The organism is Acinetobacter sp. NIOH-H-8 (assembly GCF_046635365.1).
Lineage (GTDB): Bacteria > Pseudomonadota > Gammaproteobacteria > Pseudomonadales > Moraxellaceae > Acinetobacter.
The window spans coordinates 1-15,930 of the sequence record NZ_JBHDVN010000020.1; the positions used below are offsets into that span (position 1 = coordinate 1).

At 43.3% G+C, this 15,930-nt stretch carries 17 protein-coding genes and 1 pseudogene; 9 read left to right on the forward strand and 9 right to left on the reverse strand.

Annotation, left to right across the window (positions count from 1 at the left end):
- Window positions 1-206: pseudogene (locus ACEWB7_RS09555) on the reverse strand (IS3 family transposase); the annotation flags it as partial.
- 161 nt (window positions 207-367) lie between these two features.
- Between ACEWB7_RS09555 and ACEWB7_RS09560 the strand changes: the two are divergent.
- From ACEWB7_RS09560 to ACEWB7_RS09575, 4 genes are all read left to right on the forward strand, one after another.
- Window positions 368-733: a DUF423 domain-containing protein gene (locus ACEWB7_RS09560; protein ID WP_004782466.1), complete on the forward strand. Its 366-nt coding sequence runs from the start codon at window positions 368-370 to the stop codon at window positions 731-733.
- A gap of 39 nt (window positions 734-772) precedes the next feature.
- Entirely contained in the window at window positions 773-970 is a 198-nt protein-coding gene (gene thiS, locus ACEWB7_RS09565) for a sulfur carrier protein ThiS (RefSeq protein ID WP_005235073.1), read from the forward strand.
- Window positions 971-987: 17 nt separating this feature from the next.
- Window positions 988-1,770: a thiazole synthase gene (locus tag ACEWB7_RS09570; protein WP_034702140.1), complete on the forward strand. Its 783-nt coding sequence runs from the start codon at window positions 988-990 to the stop codon at window positions 1,768-1,770.
- 307 nt (window positions 1,771-2,077) lie between these two features.
- The gene (locus ACEWB7_RS09575; RefSeq protein ID WP_411580669.1) at window positions 2,078-2,803 is read left to right on the forward strand and encodes a hypothetical protein; all 726 of its coding nucleotides are present in this window, start codon (window positions 2,078-2,080) and stop codon (window positions 2,801-2,803) included.
- Window positions 2,804-2,845: 42 nt separating this feature from the next.
- Here ACEWB7_RS09575 and ACEWB7_RS09580 read toward each other — a convergent pair whose 3' ends face one another.
- From ACEWB7_RS09580 to ACEWB7_RS09590, 3 genes are all read right to left on the reverse strand, one after another.
- Entirely contained in the window at window positions 2,846-3,157 is a 312-nt protein-coding gene (locus ACEWB7_RS09580; RefSeq protein WP_034702136.1) for a putative quinol monooxygenase, read from the reverse strand.
- 15 nt (window positions 3,158-3,172) lie between these two features.
- A complete protein-coding gene (locus ACEWB7_RS09585; RefSeq protein ID WP_034702134.1) occupies window positions 3,173-3,754 on the reverse strand; it encodes an NAD(P)H-dependent oxidoreductase in 582 nt (193 codons plus the stop codon).
- 157 nt (window positions 3,755-3,911) lie between these two features.
- Window positions 3,912-4,523 (reverse strand): glutathione binding-like protein, encoded by a 612-nt coding sequence (locus ACEWB7_RS09590; protein ID WP_004782472.1) that lies wholly within the window; start codon window positions 4,521-4,523, stop codon window positions 3,912-3,914.
- 216 nt (window positions 4,524-4,739) lie between these two features.
- Here ACEWB7_RS09590 and ACEWB7_RS09595 point away from each other — a divergent pair, with 216 nt between their 5' ends.
- Together ACEWB7_RS09595 and trmB are read left to right on the forward strand one after the other, a co-directional pair.
- A complete protein-coding gene (locus tag ACEWB7_RS09595; RefSeq protein WP_312307566.1) occupies window positions 4,740-6,185 on the forward strand; it encodes a SulP family inorganic anion transporter in 1,446 nt (481 codons plus the stop codon).
- Between the two features lie 150 nt (window positions 6,186-6,335).
- Window positions 6,336-7,052, forward strand: coding sequence for a tRNA (guanosine(46)-N7)-methyltransferase TrmB (gene trmB / locus ACEWB7_RS09600; protein ID WP_004782474.1), 717 nt, complete (start codon window positions 6,336-6,338; stop codon window positions 7,050-7,052).
- Window positions 7,053-7,095: 43 nt separating this feature from the next.
- Here trmB and ACEWB7_RS09605 read toward each other — a convergent pair whose 3' ends face one another.
- The 5 genes from ACEWB7_RS09605 to ACEWB7_RS09625 all read right to left on the reverse strand — a co-directional run bounded on the left by ACEWB7_RS09605 (window position 7,096) and on the right by ACEWB7_RS09625 (window position 12,153).
- The gene (locus ACEWB7_RS09605) at window positions 7,096-7,872 is read right to left on the reverse strand and encodes a Rossmann-like and DUF2520 domain-containing protein (protein WP_034702129.1); all 777 of its coding nucleotides are present in this window, start codon (window positions 7,870-7,872) and stop codon (window positions 7,096-7,098) included.
- A gap of 83 nt (window positions 7,873-7,955) precedes the next feature.
- Window positions 7,956-8,753, reverse strand: coding sequence for a thioesterase family protein (locus ACEWB7_RS09610; RefSeq protein WP_034702127.1), 798 nt, complete (start codon window positions 8,751-8,753; stop codon window positions 7,956-7,958).
- 62 nt (window positions 8,754-8,815) lie between these two features.
- Entirely contained in the window at window positions 8,816-9,487 is a 672-nt protein-coding gene (locus ACEWB7_RS09615; RefSeq protein WP_034702126.1) for a class I SAM-dependent methyltransferase, read from the reverse strand.
- A gap of 242 nt (window positions 9,488-9,729) precedes the next feature.
- Complete coding sequence (locus tag ACEWB7_RS09620; RefSeq protein WP_034702124.1) at window positions 9,730-11,418, reverse strand: AMP-binding protein; 1,689 nt, start codon at window positions 11,416-11,418, stop codon at window positions 9,730-9,732.
- Between the two features lie 99 nt (window positions 11,419-11,517).
- Complete coding sequence (locus ACEWB7_RS09625; protein WP_004782481.1) at window positions 11,518-12,153, reverse strand: TetR/AcrR family transcriptional regulator; 636 nt, start codon at window positions 12,151-12,153, stop codon at window positions 11,518-11,520.
- A 146-nt stretch (window positions 12,154-12,299) separates the two neighbouring features.
- Here ACEWB7_RS09625 and ACEWB7_RS09630 point away from each other — a divergent pair, with 146 nt between their 5' ends.
- Genes ACEWB7_RS09630 through ACEWB7_RS09640 form a run of 3 tightly spaced genes read left to right on the forward strand, consistent with a single transcriptional unit; the run spans window position 12,300 to window position 15,916 of the window.
- A complete protein-coding gene (locus tag ACEWB7_RS09630) occupies window positions 12,300-13,472 on the forward strand; it encodes an isovaleryl-CoA dehydrogenase (RefSeq protein WP_004782484.1) in 1,173 nt (390 codons plus the stop codon).
- A gap of 35 nt (window positions 13,473-13,507) precedes the next feature.
- Window positions 13,508-15,109, forward strand: a complete 1,602-nt coding sequence (locus tag ACEWB7_RS09635) for a carboxyl transferase domain-containing protein (protein ID WP_034702118.1) — start codon at window positions 13,508-13,510, stop codon at window positions 15,107-15,109.
- A gap of 12 nt (window positions 15,110-15,121) precedes the next feature.
- On the forward strand, window positions 15,122-15,916 hold the full coding sequence (locus ACEWB7_RS09640; RefSeq protein ID WP_180139268.1) for an enoyl-CoA hydratase/isomerase family protein: 795 nt from the start codon (window positions 15,122-15,124) through the stop codon (window positions 15,914-15,916).
- The last annotated feature ends 14 nt before the right edge of the window (window positions 15,917-15,930 follow it).

Below are 15,930 nucleotides of genomic sequence, written 5' to 3' on the forward strand. Positions count from 1 at the left end.
GAAGTCGGCATATTCGAAGTCCAGTCCTGTTGTCCGTGCTTGCGTAACCATACCAGCACAGTTGATCTTCCTTGAATACCATATTTTGCCTGAGCTTGTTTATAAGTAATTTGCCCTTTTTCTACTTCATGTACAACCATCATTTTAAAGGCGAAGCTATAATCACGTTGTGTGCGTTTAACTCGTTGTTCTTGTGCATGTTCCATAAAATAAGTCTCTTAAGGTGTAAACTTATTTCAGGACGGGACATACTAATCTTAAGAAAAAGCCTTCACACATGAAGGCTTTTTTGTTTTTTAATGCCGTGTTTCAGCCTTGGCTTTTATGCTAAGGTTAAGCGCAAACTTTATTGAGAAGATCAATTCAAATGTGGATTGCGATTTCAGCACTGAATCTTGCGCTTGCAGTCATGCTCGGCGCATTTGGTGCCCATGGTTTAAAGACTCGAGCGACTGAAGCACAGTTGACCTGGTGGCAAACGGCCACAGATTATTTCTTCTACCATGCTCTTGGCTTACTTATTCTAGCAGTGATCAGCAGAGTGATTCCTGAATTGCCAATCAAATGGAGTTTTCTCCTGATTCAGGCGGGAATTTTCCTGTTCTGTGGCTCACTCTATGTCATGGCACTGGGTCTACCGCGCGGTTTAGGTGCAATTACACCAATTGGTGGTGCCTTAATGATTGCTGGCTGGTTAATTCTGGCCTGGAATGCCGTAAAATACCTCAAATAGGTCTGATGCTTTAATCAATAATCATGGAGGGTTGCCAAGATGTTAGTGTATATTAATGGCGAACAACAAGAAACTCAATGCAAGAACCTGCTGGAACTGGTTCAAAGTCTGGCGCTTGAGGGTAAGCGCTTTGCAGTTGAGGTCAATGAAATGATTATTTCTAAAAGCAGATTGGGTGAAACGCCCATTTGCGAAGCGGACAAAATAGAAATTATTCACGCAGTCGGTGGCGGCTAATAACACTTGGAACAATTATGCAAGATTTATTACAGATCGGTTCACGCCAATTCCAGTCTCGTCTTTTAGTAGGCACAGGCAAATATAAAGATTTAAATGAAACAGATCAGGCCATTCAGGCCAGCGGTGCAGAAATTGTAACGGTTGCTATTCGCCGGGTAAATATTGGTCAGCATCCAGACCAACCGAACCTGCTTTCAGTGGTTCCGCCAGAAAAATACACCATTTTGCCAAATACTGCGGGCTGTTTTGATGCTAATAGCGCAGTACGTACCTGTATGCTGGCACGTGAACTGCTGGATGGTCATAACCTGGTAAAACTGGAAGTACTGGGCGATGAAAAGACCCTTTATCCAAATATTACCGAGACCTTGAAAGCGGCGCGTACCCTGATTGATGACGGTTTTGAAATCATGGTCTATACCTCAGATGATCCGATCGTGGCACAAGAACTGGAAAGTATGGGCTGCGTAGCAATCATGCCTTTGGGTAGTCTGATCGGTTCAGGTCTAGGGATTCTGAATCCACACACCATTTCAATCATTAAAGAAAATGCCAAAGTGCCTGTGCTGGTTGATGCGGGTGTCGGTACTGCCAGTGATGCAGCGATTGCCATGGAACTGGGCTGTGACGGCGTACTGATGAATACGGCGATTGCAGCAGCACAAAATCCGGTCTTGATGGCCTCTGCGATGCGTAAGGCAGTTGAAGCAGGTCGTGAAGCATTTCTTGCCGGACGTATGCCACGCAAACGCATGGCCAATGCCAGCTCACCTGAAACCGGTTATTTCTTTAAATAATAATCGAGGCTAGAGGCCCAAAAAATTATTTAAATCATGTCGATCTGTTCAGGAGTTTCTAGCAAACTCCTGAACTTTTAAATTTAGATACCCAGGTCAACTTTGAAAATTAAATATTAAAAATTCACGTCTTGATTTGGATTATTTCAAATAGAAAGTTAATATCTAATAGTTGAATTTATAAAAAGCTTTACAGTTCACCATAAATACCTATTCATTATTCAAAGAGATGACTTAACCTTGTTGGTTAAACTTATCACTCAGCTTTGACCATCAATAAAATTATAAATAAAAGGAATTTAAACCGATGCTTCATCAAATCAAACTGCCTTTCCTATTTAGCACCCTGCTGTGTATAGCATTTACACAAAGTGCATGTGCAACACCTCAGATAGGCAGTTCTCTACATTCAAACTATCAATCTTTTGTTCCGAAAAACTGGAAAATTTTAGAAAAAGCGCAAGGTGATTTAAATCAGGACGGTCAAGCGGACCTCGCACTGATTATTGAAGATACTAATCCCGAAAATCTCGTTGCAAATGCGGGTTTAGGTAATGATGTTCTGAATATAAACAAACGAAAACTTTTGATTTTATTCAAGCAGGCAAATGGTTATCAGCTTGCAGCTAGCAATACTACTTTGCCAACCGAAGGTGATGTAGAGTCGCCTTGCCTCACTGATCCACTTGGTGAATCCGAAGCCTTAAGCATTCAAAAAGGTGTACTTCGGGTTCATTTACATTACTGGCTAAGTTGTGGTTCATGGTATGTCACCAATCATACTTATACATTCCGATACCAAAATAATGCTTTTAAGCTGATCGGCTATGATGTAGATGATTTTCACCGTGCTTCGGGTGAGAGTACAGCACGAAGCATTAACTTTTTAACAGGCAAGGTAAAAACTACAACAGATGAAAATGAATTTGCAGAACAGACTCAACCTGCCAAAGTTCAATGGTCCACCTTAAAACACCGCTACGCACTGAAACTTGAACAGGTTCAATTTAATCAGCCACAAGAGTTCGAATAAAAAATTAAATATCACAAACTCTTTCAAACTGAGAATTACAGCTTAAAGTGCTTCTAAAATTCGAATCTTTACACTCGCAACCGCACCTTTAGTGGCCTTAGCATGCTGCTGCATATTTACACTATGCATGTGGGTTTCCAGATGCTGGATGCTTTCCCATTTTTCAAACATCATGATTGAAAAAGGCACTTTGGTCTGTAATCGGCTCTCAATCTCTGGATGATCAATATAGACATCATAAAGATGACAGCCTGGCTCTTGTAATACCTGTGCGCGGATGTTGTTAAATGAATCCAGCACTGTTTTCATATCTTGTTCCGAATGACAGATGATTTCAGCAATAACGGTTAGCATGGTCATATCTCCTGATTAAGCAAAAATTTGAGTTAAATGTTCACGATACTGTGCGATATACGCTTCAACTTCAGGGGCTTTAATTACATCATTCACAATAAATGTCGGTAAAGCCTGCATCCCCAGGAATTGGTTGGCTTTATGAAAAGGTAGGTAAACGCCATCTACACCCACGCCATGAAAAAACTGCTCGGTATCTGTAAACGCATCCATCGGTGCATTCCAGGTAAGAGATAACATATAGTTTTTATCGTGAATCAGGCCACCTGAGCCATATTTTTTTGAAGCATCTGAACGTGAGCGACCATCATTTGCATACAGGCTGCCATGCCCTTCGGTAAAAACATCATCAATATACTTTTTCACTGGCCACGGCGCACCCATCCACCAGCCTGGCATTTGGTAAATGACCGTATCTGCCCAAAGGTATTTTTCTACTTCTGCTTTTGCATCATATTCATTGTCAGCACGAGTTACCTCAACCTGATGCCCCAGCTTTGTTAATACTTCTTGAGCCAGTTCGGCCAAAGTATCATTTAACTGACCATTTGAGTGGGCAAAAGCTTTTGCGCCATTAATTAATAAAATATTTTTCATGGAAAGAACCTGAAACTAAAAATTTATGCAGGCACTATATAGACTCTGCTTATTGCTAAAAAGCAGTGATTTTGCAAATCATTATTGACTAAATATCAACAATTACTTTGGAAGCAATAAAAAAAGCGCCTTATGACGCTTTTTCAAAATTTTAGTATTAAGGAATCAAACCTTCATCACGCATTGCAATCTGTACAGACTGACGTTCTGCAACCTTATTACGGATATGAATAATATTTTTATATGGACTCAGATCATGTTCAATCTGGTTCGACCAGTTGGTGAGAACAAACAGGTAAGCATCTGCCGGACCGAAATTATCATCGACCAGATAATCATTGTCCGATTCACCAATCGCCTTATCGATATAACTCAATAAACGGTCAATTTCTGCATATGCTTTTTCTTTGGCTTCATCTGATAATTTTCCAGTGAAGAATACAGCATAAGCATCATGCAGTTCTGAATTGAGATAACCTAACCACTCCAGCACTTTGGCACGTCCCATGCCAGAAGGTGGAATCAGATCTTGTTTTGGATCGTGTTGAGCAAGAAACGGTAAAATTGCAACATTTTCTGTAAGAATTAAACCCGGATTAATTTCTAATGCTGGTACATAACCTTTTGGGTTAATTTCGTAATAATCTGCACCTTTTTCTGTTTTATGGGTTTTTAAGTCAACACGTTCCAAATCAAAATCGACATTAATTTCATTTAAAATAATATGAGCTGCCAAAGAGCACGCGCCTGGCGAATAGTAAAGCTTCATTTCTGATCCTTGTTATACACTTCTCAATGTTTTAAATCGCTTCTGACAAACTTTCAAGTGATCAAACCTGTAAATTGCAAAAAAGCGTAACTGTGATTCAGCACAGTTACATATTCAATATTGAGGAATTTACAGGCTTTTGCAAGTCAATCTTGTGTAGATTTTTATCTGTATCTGTTTAAGATACGCAGGTTCTCAAAATTTAGATGATATTTCGTGATTAACCTGAAAAAAGAAGAATGGTTTTCCAATATCCGGACTGATGTACTGGCAGGTTTGGTGGTTGGACTCGCCCTGATTCCTGAATCTATTGCCTTTTCTGCGATTGCCGGTGTCGATCCGCAAGTCGGCTTATATGCCTCTTTCTGTATTGCCGTGTCCATTGCCTTTTTCGGTGGTCGTCCTGCCATGATTTCTGCGGCTACAGGTGCAATGGCACTATTGATGATTACGCTGGTCAAGGATCATGGATTGCAATACTTGCTTGCAGCCACGATTCTGACCGGAATCATTCAGGTGATTGCGGGCTTTTTTAAAGTTGCCAAGCTGATGCGTTTTGTGTCGCAGGCTGTGGTATATGGTTTCTTGAATGCCCTCGCGATCCTGATTTTTGTGGCACAAATCCCGGAAATTCACCGGATGGACAGTACGGCTTATCTGTTCATTTTAGTAGGTTTGGCAATTATCTATCTGTTTCCTTATATCCCGAAAATCGGTAAAGCGATTCCATCGCCTCTGATCTGTATCGTCGTACTGAGCGCACTTGCGTTATTGCTTGGTGCAGATATGCGTACTGTGAGCGATCTGGGACAGTTTCCAGATACCTTGCCAGTCTTTCTTCTTCCAGAAATTCCACTGAATCTGGAAACTTTGCAGATTATCCTGCCTTATTCCTTTACTCTAGCCACTGTAGGTCTGCTTGAAAGTATGATGACCACTACAGTGATTGATGAAGTTACTGGAACTGAAGGTGACCGACATCAGGAATGTCGTGGTCAGGGTGTGGCCAATATTGTCAGCGGTTTTATGGGCGGAATGGCCGGTTGTGCCATGATTGGTCAGTCGATTATCAACGTTTCTTCAGGTGCACGTACCCGTCTATCGACATTAGTAGCTGGCGTGTTTTTACTGTGTCTGGTGGTCTTCCTGAAAGACTGGCTGGCTTATATTCCTATGGCTGCGCTGGTTGCCATTATGATTATGGTGTCATTTACTACCTTCCAGTGGGGTGCAATCAAACAGTTTGGCAAGCATCCACTAGAATTTAATACCGTGATGATTGCGGTGATTATTGTCGTGCTTGCTACTCATAATCTGGCACTCGGTGTATTTGTCGGTGTATTGCTCTCTGCTCTGTTCTTTATTAATAAGCTGGAAAAAACTGTACATGTCTCGACTTATTTGCATGAGCCCAATTCACGCAGCTATGTGATTTCTGGACAGATCTTTTTTAGTAGTACTGAAAAGTTCTATCAATTCTTTGATTTTAAGGAAAAGCTGGACCATGTTGAGCTGGATCTGACACATGCGCATGTCTGGGATGTGACTTCAGTAAATATGCTCAATAACGTCATCCAGAAGTTTAAAGCCCAAGGCATAGACGTGACTGTAATTGGTTTAAATGAAGCCAGTAGCACTTTGATCGACCGTTTTAGTACCTAATCAAACTTGATCTCTAAAAGAGCCGATTGGCTCTTTTATTTTGTCTGAGATCTCTGGCTCGATTTTTATGGAGAAATACCGAGAAAAGTTTGACTTGCACCGCTCAGGACTTAAAATACCGCATTCTGAATTTTTAGATTTGCCAAAATTATGTCGAACGATCAATTAGACCAGCAAGTCGTGGAGCTGGACAATTTAAGCGAGCACCGTGAAATTGTGACGTTTATGCGCCGCTCAGCGCCATTAAATACCTCTCAACGTACTGCGCTTGAACAATATGGTCACTTAATTTTGGAATATCCGGTGGGTGACTTGCGTCAGCATTTTGAGCATCCTGAACGTCCGCTGACTGTCGAAATCGGTTTTGGTATGGGCCGCTCTCTGGTTCTCATGGCGAAAGCGAATCCTGAGCGTAACTTTGTCGGAATCGAAGTGCATGTACCGGGTATTGCGCAGTGCGTGTATGAAGCAGGTATGGCTGGCGTGACGAACTTACGTGTATTGGATGCTGATGCGATTCAGGTACTTCGTGAAATGCCAGACAATAGCATCAACACCGTTCAGCTGTATTTCCCTGATCCATGGCAGAAAAAACGTCACTTTAAACGCCGTTTTGTATCTCATGACCGCATGCCATTGGTTGAACAAAAACTAGAACTTGGCGGTACTTTCCATGCTGCAACAGACTGGGAACCGTATGCTGAGTGGATGCTGGAAGTTCTGGAAGAACGTCCACGTTTAGAAAACCTGGCGGGTAAAGGAAACAGCTACCCTCGTCCTGAATGGCGCCCACAGACCAAATTTGAACGTCGCGGGATCGAAGCTGGCCACAAGATTAATGACTTTATCTTTAAGAAAATTTCTTAAATCTATAAGCCTAAAAAGCGTTGATTATTCAGCGCTTTTTTTATTAGCTCTGATGGCGTTCTAAAATCTGCTGACTGAGTAAGTTGTATACATTTGCCAAGTCTTGTCGCTGAGACTGCTCTAGCATCTGCTGATGTATATTCAGAATATTCTGATCACCACGCATCGCAGGTCCAGTCTGCCCCTGACGAGGATCATTTTTCGTCGCTTTATTGGCTGTTTCCAGAATCAATGGATAAAGCAGGCTAAAGTCTACCTGCTGTGCATCCACAATCTGCTTGGCCATGTCATAACAGTAGTTGCTAAAATTGCAGGCAAACACTGCAGCCAGATGTAAGCTCAAACGTTGGTCTGAACTATATTGATAAATTCGTTTGCTTAGGCTATTTGCTAAATGAGTTAAGATTTCTTGATCTTCTGGCTCAGACGCTTCAATAAATAAAGGCGTATTTTCCCAGTCAATTTCACGTTCCAGACTAAAGGTTTGCAATGGATAAAAGACGCCAGACTTTGCATGTACATCTGCTAGAACATTCAGGTGAGAACTGCCTGAAGTATGGACAATCAGCACATCTTGCAAGTAAAAATAGACTTGTCTGATGACCTCAGCAATTGATTGATCACTCACGGCAATGATCATCAAGTCTATATCCTGATTCAGATTTTCAGGTTGAGCGATGGCTTGCGCTTTAAATTGATCAGCCAGTTGCTGTGCTTTATCCAGAGTCCGGCTGTAGATCTGTACAATTTCATGTTGTGCTGACAATGCATGGGCAAGATGATAAGCCACACGCCCTGCCCCAATAATACTAATCCGCATTCATCAATATTCCTGAACCATTGCGCACAGCATGCCAATAAAAAAAGGATGAATCAATTCATCCTTTTGCTTTTAAATCAGTTTTAGAAATTTCGTAAGGTCAGAATCTGTTCACTGCGACCGAAAGGCCCGTGAATATCATGCAGCACACCGCTGGTGAGACCAATCCCATCTTCACCATACTGTTGCACCACTTCCAGCCCCAGCCATTCACCTTGCGGCAGACGGTGCATATGAATCTGCAAATCCAGATTCGGGAATCCCCAGCCCGCATTTGGATCCTGACGTGGCACAATGCCATTCGCGGTATCGACCATACCGAGTAAACGACTAAAATCTGTAGTCAGTTGTCCTTCTACCATATCCAATGAATTTCTAAGCCAGACAATACCTTTACCTGCACGATGGTCGGTATGTGCACGGGTTTCAATACTTTGAATATAACCACCCGGCCAGCAACTCATACCCTCCCAAACCGGTAAAAACTCAGGGCTTTCAATCGGAAAATCTTCGATACCTGCAATGGCCCGGCTATCTGAAGTCAGCATCCTCCAGGCACGTGCAACAATACAGGTTTTTCCATTGGCACACATTTCTGCCTCAATCAATTCAATAGTTTTGCCAGGACGGATCATGCGTGTAGTAATAGAAAATTCACCAAATGCAATCAGCCCAAAAATATCCAGTCCAACCCGGCCAATGCGCATTTCTGATCTAGGCTGAAACTGTTCCAGTTCAACACATAGAATACCGGTTGCCGGTGCCATATGCTGTTCATGAGGATTCCACGCACCTTGAGCATGAATATTGGAACGATAATAGGCAGTATTACTGCCATCTGTATGCTGCTCGCGCTGGATCAAACTATAATATGCTGACATTATTCTTAAACTTCCTTGATTATTCTCTTAAACTTTAAAATTCATATAAAGTTTCATGATCTTTATTTTCTGAGTAAAAAACCATAATAATTCATGATTTGACTATAAATTTTGCGCTGTTTAAATCCGACTTTTGTTAAAAGTTCATTTGAATCTTCTACTGAAATCAGGAAAAAGTCCTGCTGCAATCTGGCCAGCATATTTTCGCTTTGCTGCACACTAAGTCCGGTTTGCTGTGCCATTTTTTGCATTACCTTTAATTCATTCTCATCTTCTGGTTGCATCAGATCATAGGTCAATCCGATCCCGCCAGCTTTAAGGCTCTGATAGATAGCCTGAAAAAAATCAGATTTCTGAGGTTCAGGAATAAAATGGACGACTAAAATAGCGAGTGCAGCATCGAATGAATTTTGTTGATCCAGTTCCTGAGTGGTGCACTGTATAAACTGAACTCGTTGTTCAGCGCCAATAGAAGCCAGCTGCTTCCTTGCCTGCTCAAGCATTGCAGCGGAAGGATCAATCGCAGTAAATGTCCAGTTTGGATGCTGTTGCAATAAATAAGATAGTTCATAACCAGTACCGCAACCCACGATCAGGATATGTGCATTTTCTGGAAGCTCAGTACTGAGTATTGCTTCAATCTGCTGATGCACCAGTTCATAGCCAGGAATCAGTTTACGGATATGATCATCATAACTGGCGACCACCACTTCACTGTGAAAGTTTTTTGCCATCTGTTTACTCTGATTTATATAGAAATAGATTTTTATCTATTTAAAGAAATTGCTAAATACATGACCTCAATTTGCAAGATGGATTCTTCTTCCATTGTGCAGGTGCTTCGTTACTTTGACTGGGCAAAGTAACCAAACCCCTCTGTTTCATTGATATGGCATCCTTGCCATACAATGAAACGGCGGCATCCATGCCGCCAGGTCATCTGATCAAATACTATTTAAACTTAGCTTTAATTAATTTAAGCAATCTCTTTTAAATTTAATTCTTCACGCATAAATTCACGCAACTTGAACTTCTGTGCCTTGCCTGAAGCTGTCATCGGGAATTCATGGAAGAAACGCACATAACGCGGCACTTTATTGTGAGAAATATGCTCAGCACAATATTGACGGAGGGCTTCTTCGGTACATGGGTCATTTTCATGCAGGATAATGCAGGCACAAAGCTCTTCACCATATTTATGGTCTGGCACGCCAATCACCTGCACATCTGACACCGCTGGATGGGTGTAAAGGAAATCTTCAATTTCTTTCGGGAACAGGTTTTCACCGCCACGAATGACCACATCCTTGATACGTCCCTTAATTTTGACAAAGCCTTCATCATCCATTTCAGCAATATCACCGGTATGCATCCAGCGTGCTGCATCAATCACTTCCTGCGTCTTGTCCTGATCTTCCCAATAACCGAGCATCACGGAATAACCCCGCACACACAGTTCACCCAATTGACCGCGCGGCACCACCTTACCATTTTCATCGACAATTTTAACTTCCAGATGTGGATGGACACGGCCAACTGTACTGACACGACGTTCAACACTGTCTTCTGTAGAACTTTGGGCACTTACTGGTGCTGTTTCAGTCATGCCATAACAAATGGTAATTTCGGACATATGCATGCGTTCAATTACACGCTGCATAATTTCCTGCGGACATGGGCTACCCGCCATAATGCCGGTACGCAGGCTAGACAGATCAAAATCGTCAAACTGTTCATGTTCCAGCACAGCAATAAACATGGTCGGTACGCCATAAGCTGCCGTACATTTTTCCTGCTGAATAGCTTTTAAGGTTTCCAGCGGATTAAATACGGCAGACGGATAAATCATGGCTGAACCATGGGTAATACAGGCCAGATTGCCCATTACCATGCCAAAGCAGTGGAATAGTGGAACAGAAATACAGACACGGTCTTCCGGACTTAAGTGAATCGCTTCACCGACGAAGTAACCATTATTTAAAATATTGTTATGGGTCAGCATTGTACCCTTAGGGTTACCTGTAGTGCCTGACGTAAACTGGATATTAATGGTTTCATCGAACTGCAAATCAGTAGAGATCTGTTGCAGTTGTTCCAGTTCTTGAGCACTTGGTGTAGGCATTAAATCCTGAAAACGATGAATACCAGTATGCTGCTGCTCATCAATTTTAATGACATGCTTTAAATGTGGGAGACGCTCTGCATTCAGTAATTTATTTTGAGCCTGTTTTAATTCAGGTGCAATTTTGGTCAGGATTTCCTGATAGTCCGTTGTTTTAAACTGCGATGCAATGACCAGTCCCTTACAGGACACTTTATTCAGGACATATTCCAGCTCATTGCTTTTATAGGCCGGATTCAGGTTAACCAGAATAATGCCTGCCTTGAAAGCTGCGAACTGGGTAATAGTCCATTCCACACAGTTCGGCGACCAGATTGCCAGACGGTCACCTTTTTGCATACCCAATTTCAGCAGCTGACAGGCAAAGGCATTGACCTGATCCTGTAGCTGCCGATAACTCAGGCGTATGTTCTGATGCATGCTGACGACTGCATCGCGATCTGCATACTGCTCGCAAGCCTGATCAAATTTTCCACCAATCGTCATGCCTAATAAAGGCTGGCTGCTGGTTCCATAGGCATAGCTTAACCGTACTTGTGTCATTGAATCGATCTCCTTGATTCTTTGTAATTCTGATTTTTCAACTTTACTAATTGTTTTATGACCACGACGACCTTGTCTATGTGCCTGTTTTTTGTGTGTCTATGCTGCTGAATTTCCCTCCTGTCGATGTACTGCGTTAACACAAAAATCGGCAATCTGTTTGACAAAGTGATCCTTGTAGTTCTGATCAAACATCACATTACGGGACGGATTCAAAGGTTCAATCACGACAAAGGTCATGGCACCCACCACACCCAAAGCTGCCGTATTTAAATCTTCAAACTCGAACTCTCCATTCACCTTTCCTTCGGCCAGGATTTCCTTAATGCTTTGTTTAAGCAGCTGTTTACTGCGAAAACGCTCATGTTCCATTTCCGGATCAACCGGTTCAAACATAAGTGAATACGCCAACTGGGGACTATTCATGGCACGTTTCACAAAAGTTGTAACAGATTTTTGCAATTTTAGTTTTGGCGATAAATCTGACCCGGCAATGGAAACAAGAATTCCCACTTCATGCTGAATCGCTGCCGACAAAACTTCAATCAAAATCTGGCTTTTGTTCTCAAAATATCGATATACCAGCCCTGTAGAAACGCCTGCGCGTTCTGCAATCGCCTGAATCGACGCCTCTTTAAAGCCCCCTTGAGTAATCAGTTCACGAGCAGACTGTAAAATCGACAAACGATTTTGTTCCATTCGTTCCTGCATCAGTGATGATCTTTTATAACTCATAATCTTATTCTCAACCAGATAAAATGAATTGTAAATCATTTTGTGAATATAGGTTCACTTTTTTAATTTTTCGTTGTATGTTAAAAAAACAAGCACAACAAAAATGCTTTTGGACACAACAAATATAATCTCAGGATGGATGAAGAATGAATTTACAAAGCTTAGATTTCGGTTTGGATGAAACTCTTATTGCGCTTCGTGATTCAGTGGCCGCATTTTGCGCCAAGGAAATTGCCCCAATTGCCCAGCAAGTTGACCGTGACAATGAATTCCCGGCTCACCTCTGGAAAAAATTTGGTGATATGGGCCTACTTGGTTTAACGGTCAGTGAAGAATATGGCGGTACCAATCTGGGGTATCTGGCCCATATTATTGCCATGCAAGAAATTTCCCGTGCTTCAGCATCCATTGGTTTGTCCTATGGCGCCCATTCTAACCTATGTGTAAACCAAATTAAGCGAAATGGTAATGAAGAACAAAAGCAGCGTTATCTGCCAAAACTGATTTCTGGCGAATATGTCGGTGCATTAGCAATGTCTGAGCCGAATGCCGGATCAGATGTGGTCAGCATGAAACTGAAAGCTGAAGATAAAGGTGATCATTATCTACTCAACGGTTCCAAGATGTGGATCACCAACGGCGGCGATGCTGATGTACTTGTGGTCTATGCCAAAACCGATTTACAAGCTGGCGCCAAAGGCATGACCGCCTTCCTGGTTGAGAAAAATATGCCAGGTTTTAGTCACGGCACTCATTTAGACAAACTGGGTATGCGTGGTTCCAATACTTATCCCCTGTTTTTTGACAATGTCGAAGTTCCTAAAGAAAACGTCCTTGGCGGTGTCGGCAATGGAACTAAAGTGCTGATGAGTGGTCTGGACTACGAACGTGCGGTTCTCAGTGCTGGTCCACTGGGCATTATGGATGCCTGCATGGATACCGTGATTCCTTATATTCATGACCGTAAACAGTTTGGTCAGGCACTGGGTGAATTCCAGTTGATGCAAGGCAAAATTGCTGACATGTACTCTACCTGGCTGGCATGTAAGGCACTGGTGTATGCCGTTGGTGCTGAATGTGACAAGGCCGACCATAGCCGTAGCCTACGTAAAGATGCTGCCAGTGCCATTTTATATGCCGCTGAAAAAGCCACCTGGATGGCGGGTGAAACCATTCAGACCCTAGGTGGGAACGGTTATATCAATGAATTTGCTGCAGGCCGTTTATGGCGCGATGCCAAACTCTATGAAATTGGCGCCGGAACTTCCGAAATCCGCCGCATGCTTATTGGCCGTGAGCTCTTCAACGAAACAGCCTAAACATTAACACTTAGAATAAAACAAGGATGTTCGTCATGAATCAGTTACAGAGCAAAATCAATATACGTAGTGAAGAGTTTAAGACCAACCAGGCTGCCATGCTGCAACTGGTGAATGACCTTAAACAGAAAGTAGAAAAAATTGCCTTGGGTGGCGGAGAAAATGCCCGCCAAAAACATCTGGATCGCGGCAAATTACTGCCGCGTGAACGGATTAATCATTTAATTGATCCAGGCACGGCTTTTCTGGAAATCGGTCAACTGGCTGCCTATCAGGTTTATCAGGATGATGTTCCTGCAGCAGGTGTAGTTGCTGGTGTGGGTCAGGTGAATGGTGTAACCTGCATGATCGTGGCCAATGATGCCACAGTCAAAGGCGGTACTTATTATCCCCTTACGGTGAAAAAGCATTTACGTGCCCAGGAAATTGCCGAGCAGAATCATTTGCCATGTATTTATCTGGTCGATTCTGGCGGTGCTTATCTGCCTTTACAGGATGAAGTATTTCCGGATCGTGATCACTTCGGCCGTATCTTTTACAATCAGGCACGTATGTCGAGTTTAGGTATTGCCCAGATTGCAGTGGTGATGGGTAGCTGCACAGCCGGTGGTGCTTATGTACCAGCAATGTCAGATGAGACCATTATTGTGCGCAATCAGGGTACTATTTTCTTGGGTGGCCCTCCTCTGGTAAAAGCAGCTACCGGCGAGGTGGTTTCCAGTGAAGACCTGGGTGGTGGTGATGCACATACCCGTTTATCTGGGGTTGCCGATCATCTGGCAGAAAATGATGAACACGCAATTGCCATTGCCCGCAACATTGTGGCGAACCTGAACAAAAAGCCAAATAAAACTGCAGATGAAATCGAAGCACCGCGTTTTGACAGTTCAGAGCTGTACGGCATTGTGCCAAGCGATGCCCGTAAACCGTTTGATATCCGTGAAGTGATTGCGCGTATTGTCGATGGCTCACGCTTTGACGAATTCAAGGCACGTTTCGGGACTACCCTAGTGACTGGCTTTGCCAAGCTTTATGGAATGCCAGTCGGAATCATTGCCAATAACGGTATTCTATTTTCCGAGTCTGCGCAAAAAGGCGCACATTTTATTGAACTATGTACCCAGCGCAATATTCCGCTGATCTTCTTGCAAAACATCACCGGCTTTATGGTGGGTCGTCAGTATGAAAATGAAGGTATTGCCAAAAATGGTGCCAAGCTGGTGATGGCCGTCGCGACAGCCAATGTGCCTAAACTTACTCTGGTGATTGGCGGTTCTTTTGGTGCCGGTAACTATGGCATGTGTGGCCGTGCTTACTCGCCACGCTTTATGTGGACCTGGCCAAACTCGCGTATTTCAGTGATGGGCGGTGAACAGGCCTCTAGCGTATTGTCGACTTTGAAACGCGATCAGATTGAGCAAAAAGGTGGAACCTGGTCAGCTGAAGAAGAAGACCAGTTTAAACAGCCGATTCGTGATCAATATGAACGTCAAGGCCATCCTTATTATGCTTCTGCGCGCTTATGGGATGACGGTGTCATTGATCCAGCGCAATCGCGTGAAGTCCTGGCCCTAAGTCTGGCTGCAGCGATGAATGCGCCAATTCAGCCAACCAAATTCGGCGTGTTCCGCATGTAAGAGGTGACAAAAATGGACTATCAATTTTTACAGCTCGAACAGCAGAATCAGGTGGCAACGGTCTGGATTAACCGGGCTGAACTGCACAATGCGTTTAATACCCAAGTCATTGAAGAGCTACATGCCTGTTTCCAGTCTTTAAATCAGCGTGATGATGTACGTGTAGTGATTCTGGCAGGCCGAGGCAAAAGCTTCTCTGCGGGTGCGGATCTGAACTGGATGAAACAGGCCGGTCAGGCCTCACAGGCAGACAATGAAGCTGATGCTTTAAAACTGGCAAAAATGCTACAAAGTCTGGCGACATTAAAACAACCGACGATTGCCCGTGTCCATGGTATTGCTTTTGGTGGTGGTATGGGTCTGGCATCCGCTTGTGATATCTGTATCGCCAGCACCGATGCCAAGTTTGCCACATCGGAAGTCCGTTTAGGATTGGCTCCTTCCACCATTAGTCCTTATGTAATTCGTGCGATCGGTGCCCGTCAGGCGTCACGCTATTTCCTGACTGCTGAGCGAATCTCAGCTGAACAGGCGAAAACCATTGGTCTGGCACATGAAGTGACGGCACCAGAACAGCTCGACAGCAAAATTGATGAGATTGTTGAAGCGCTCTTACTCGGTGGACCAGCAGCGCAAAACGCTTCAAAACAGCTGATTCAACTGGTCGATCAGCAGGTTCTGACTGAAGATCTGCTGCTTAAAACCGCACAGCATATTGCCCATGTTCGCCAGGGAGATGAGGCGAAAAATGGACTAAATGCATTTTTAAACAAACAAAGCCCGGCCTGGATCAAGACCACGGCATAACAACAAGAAGGATC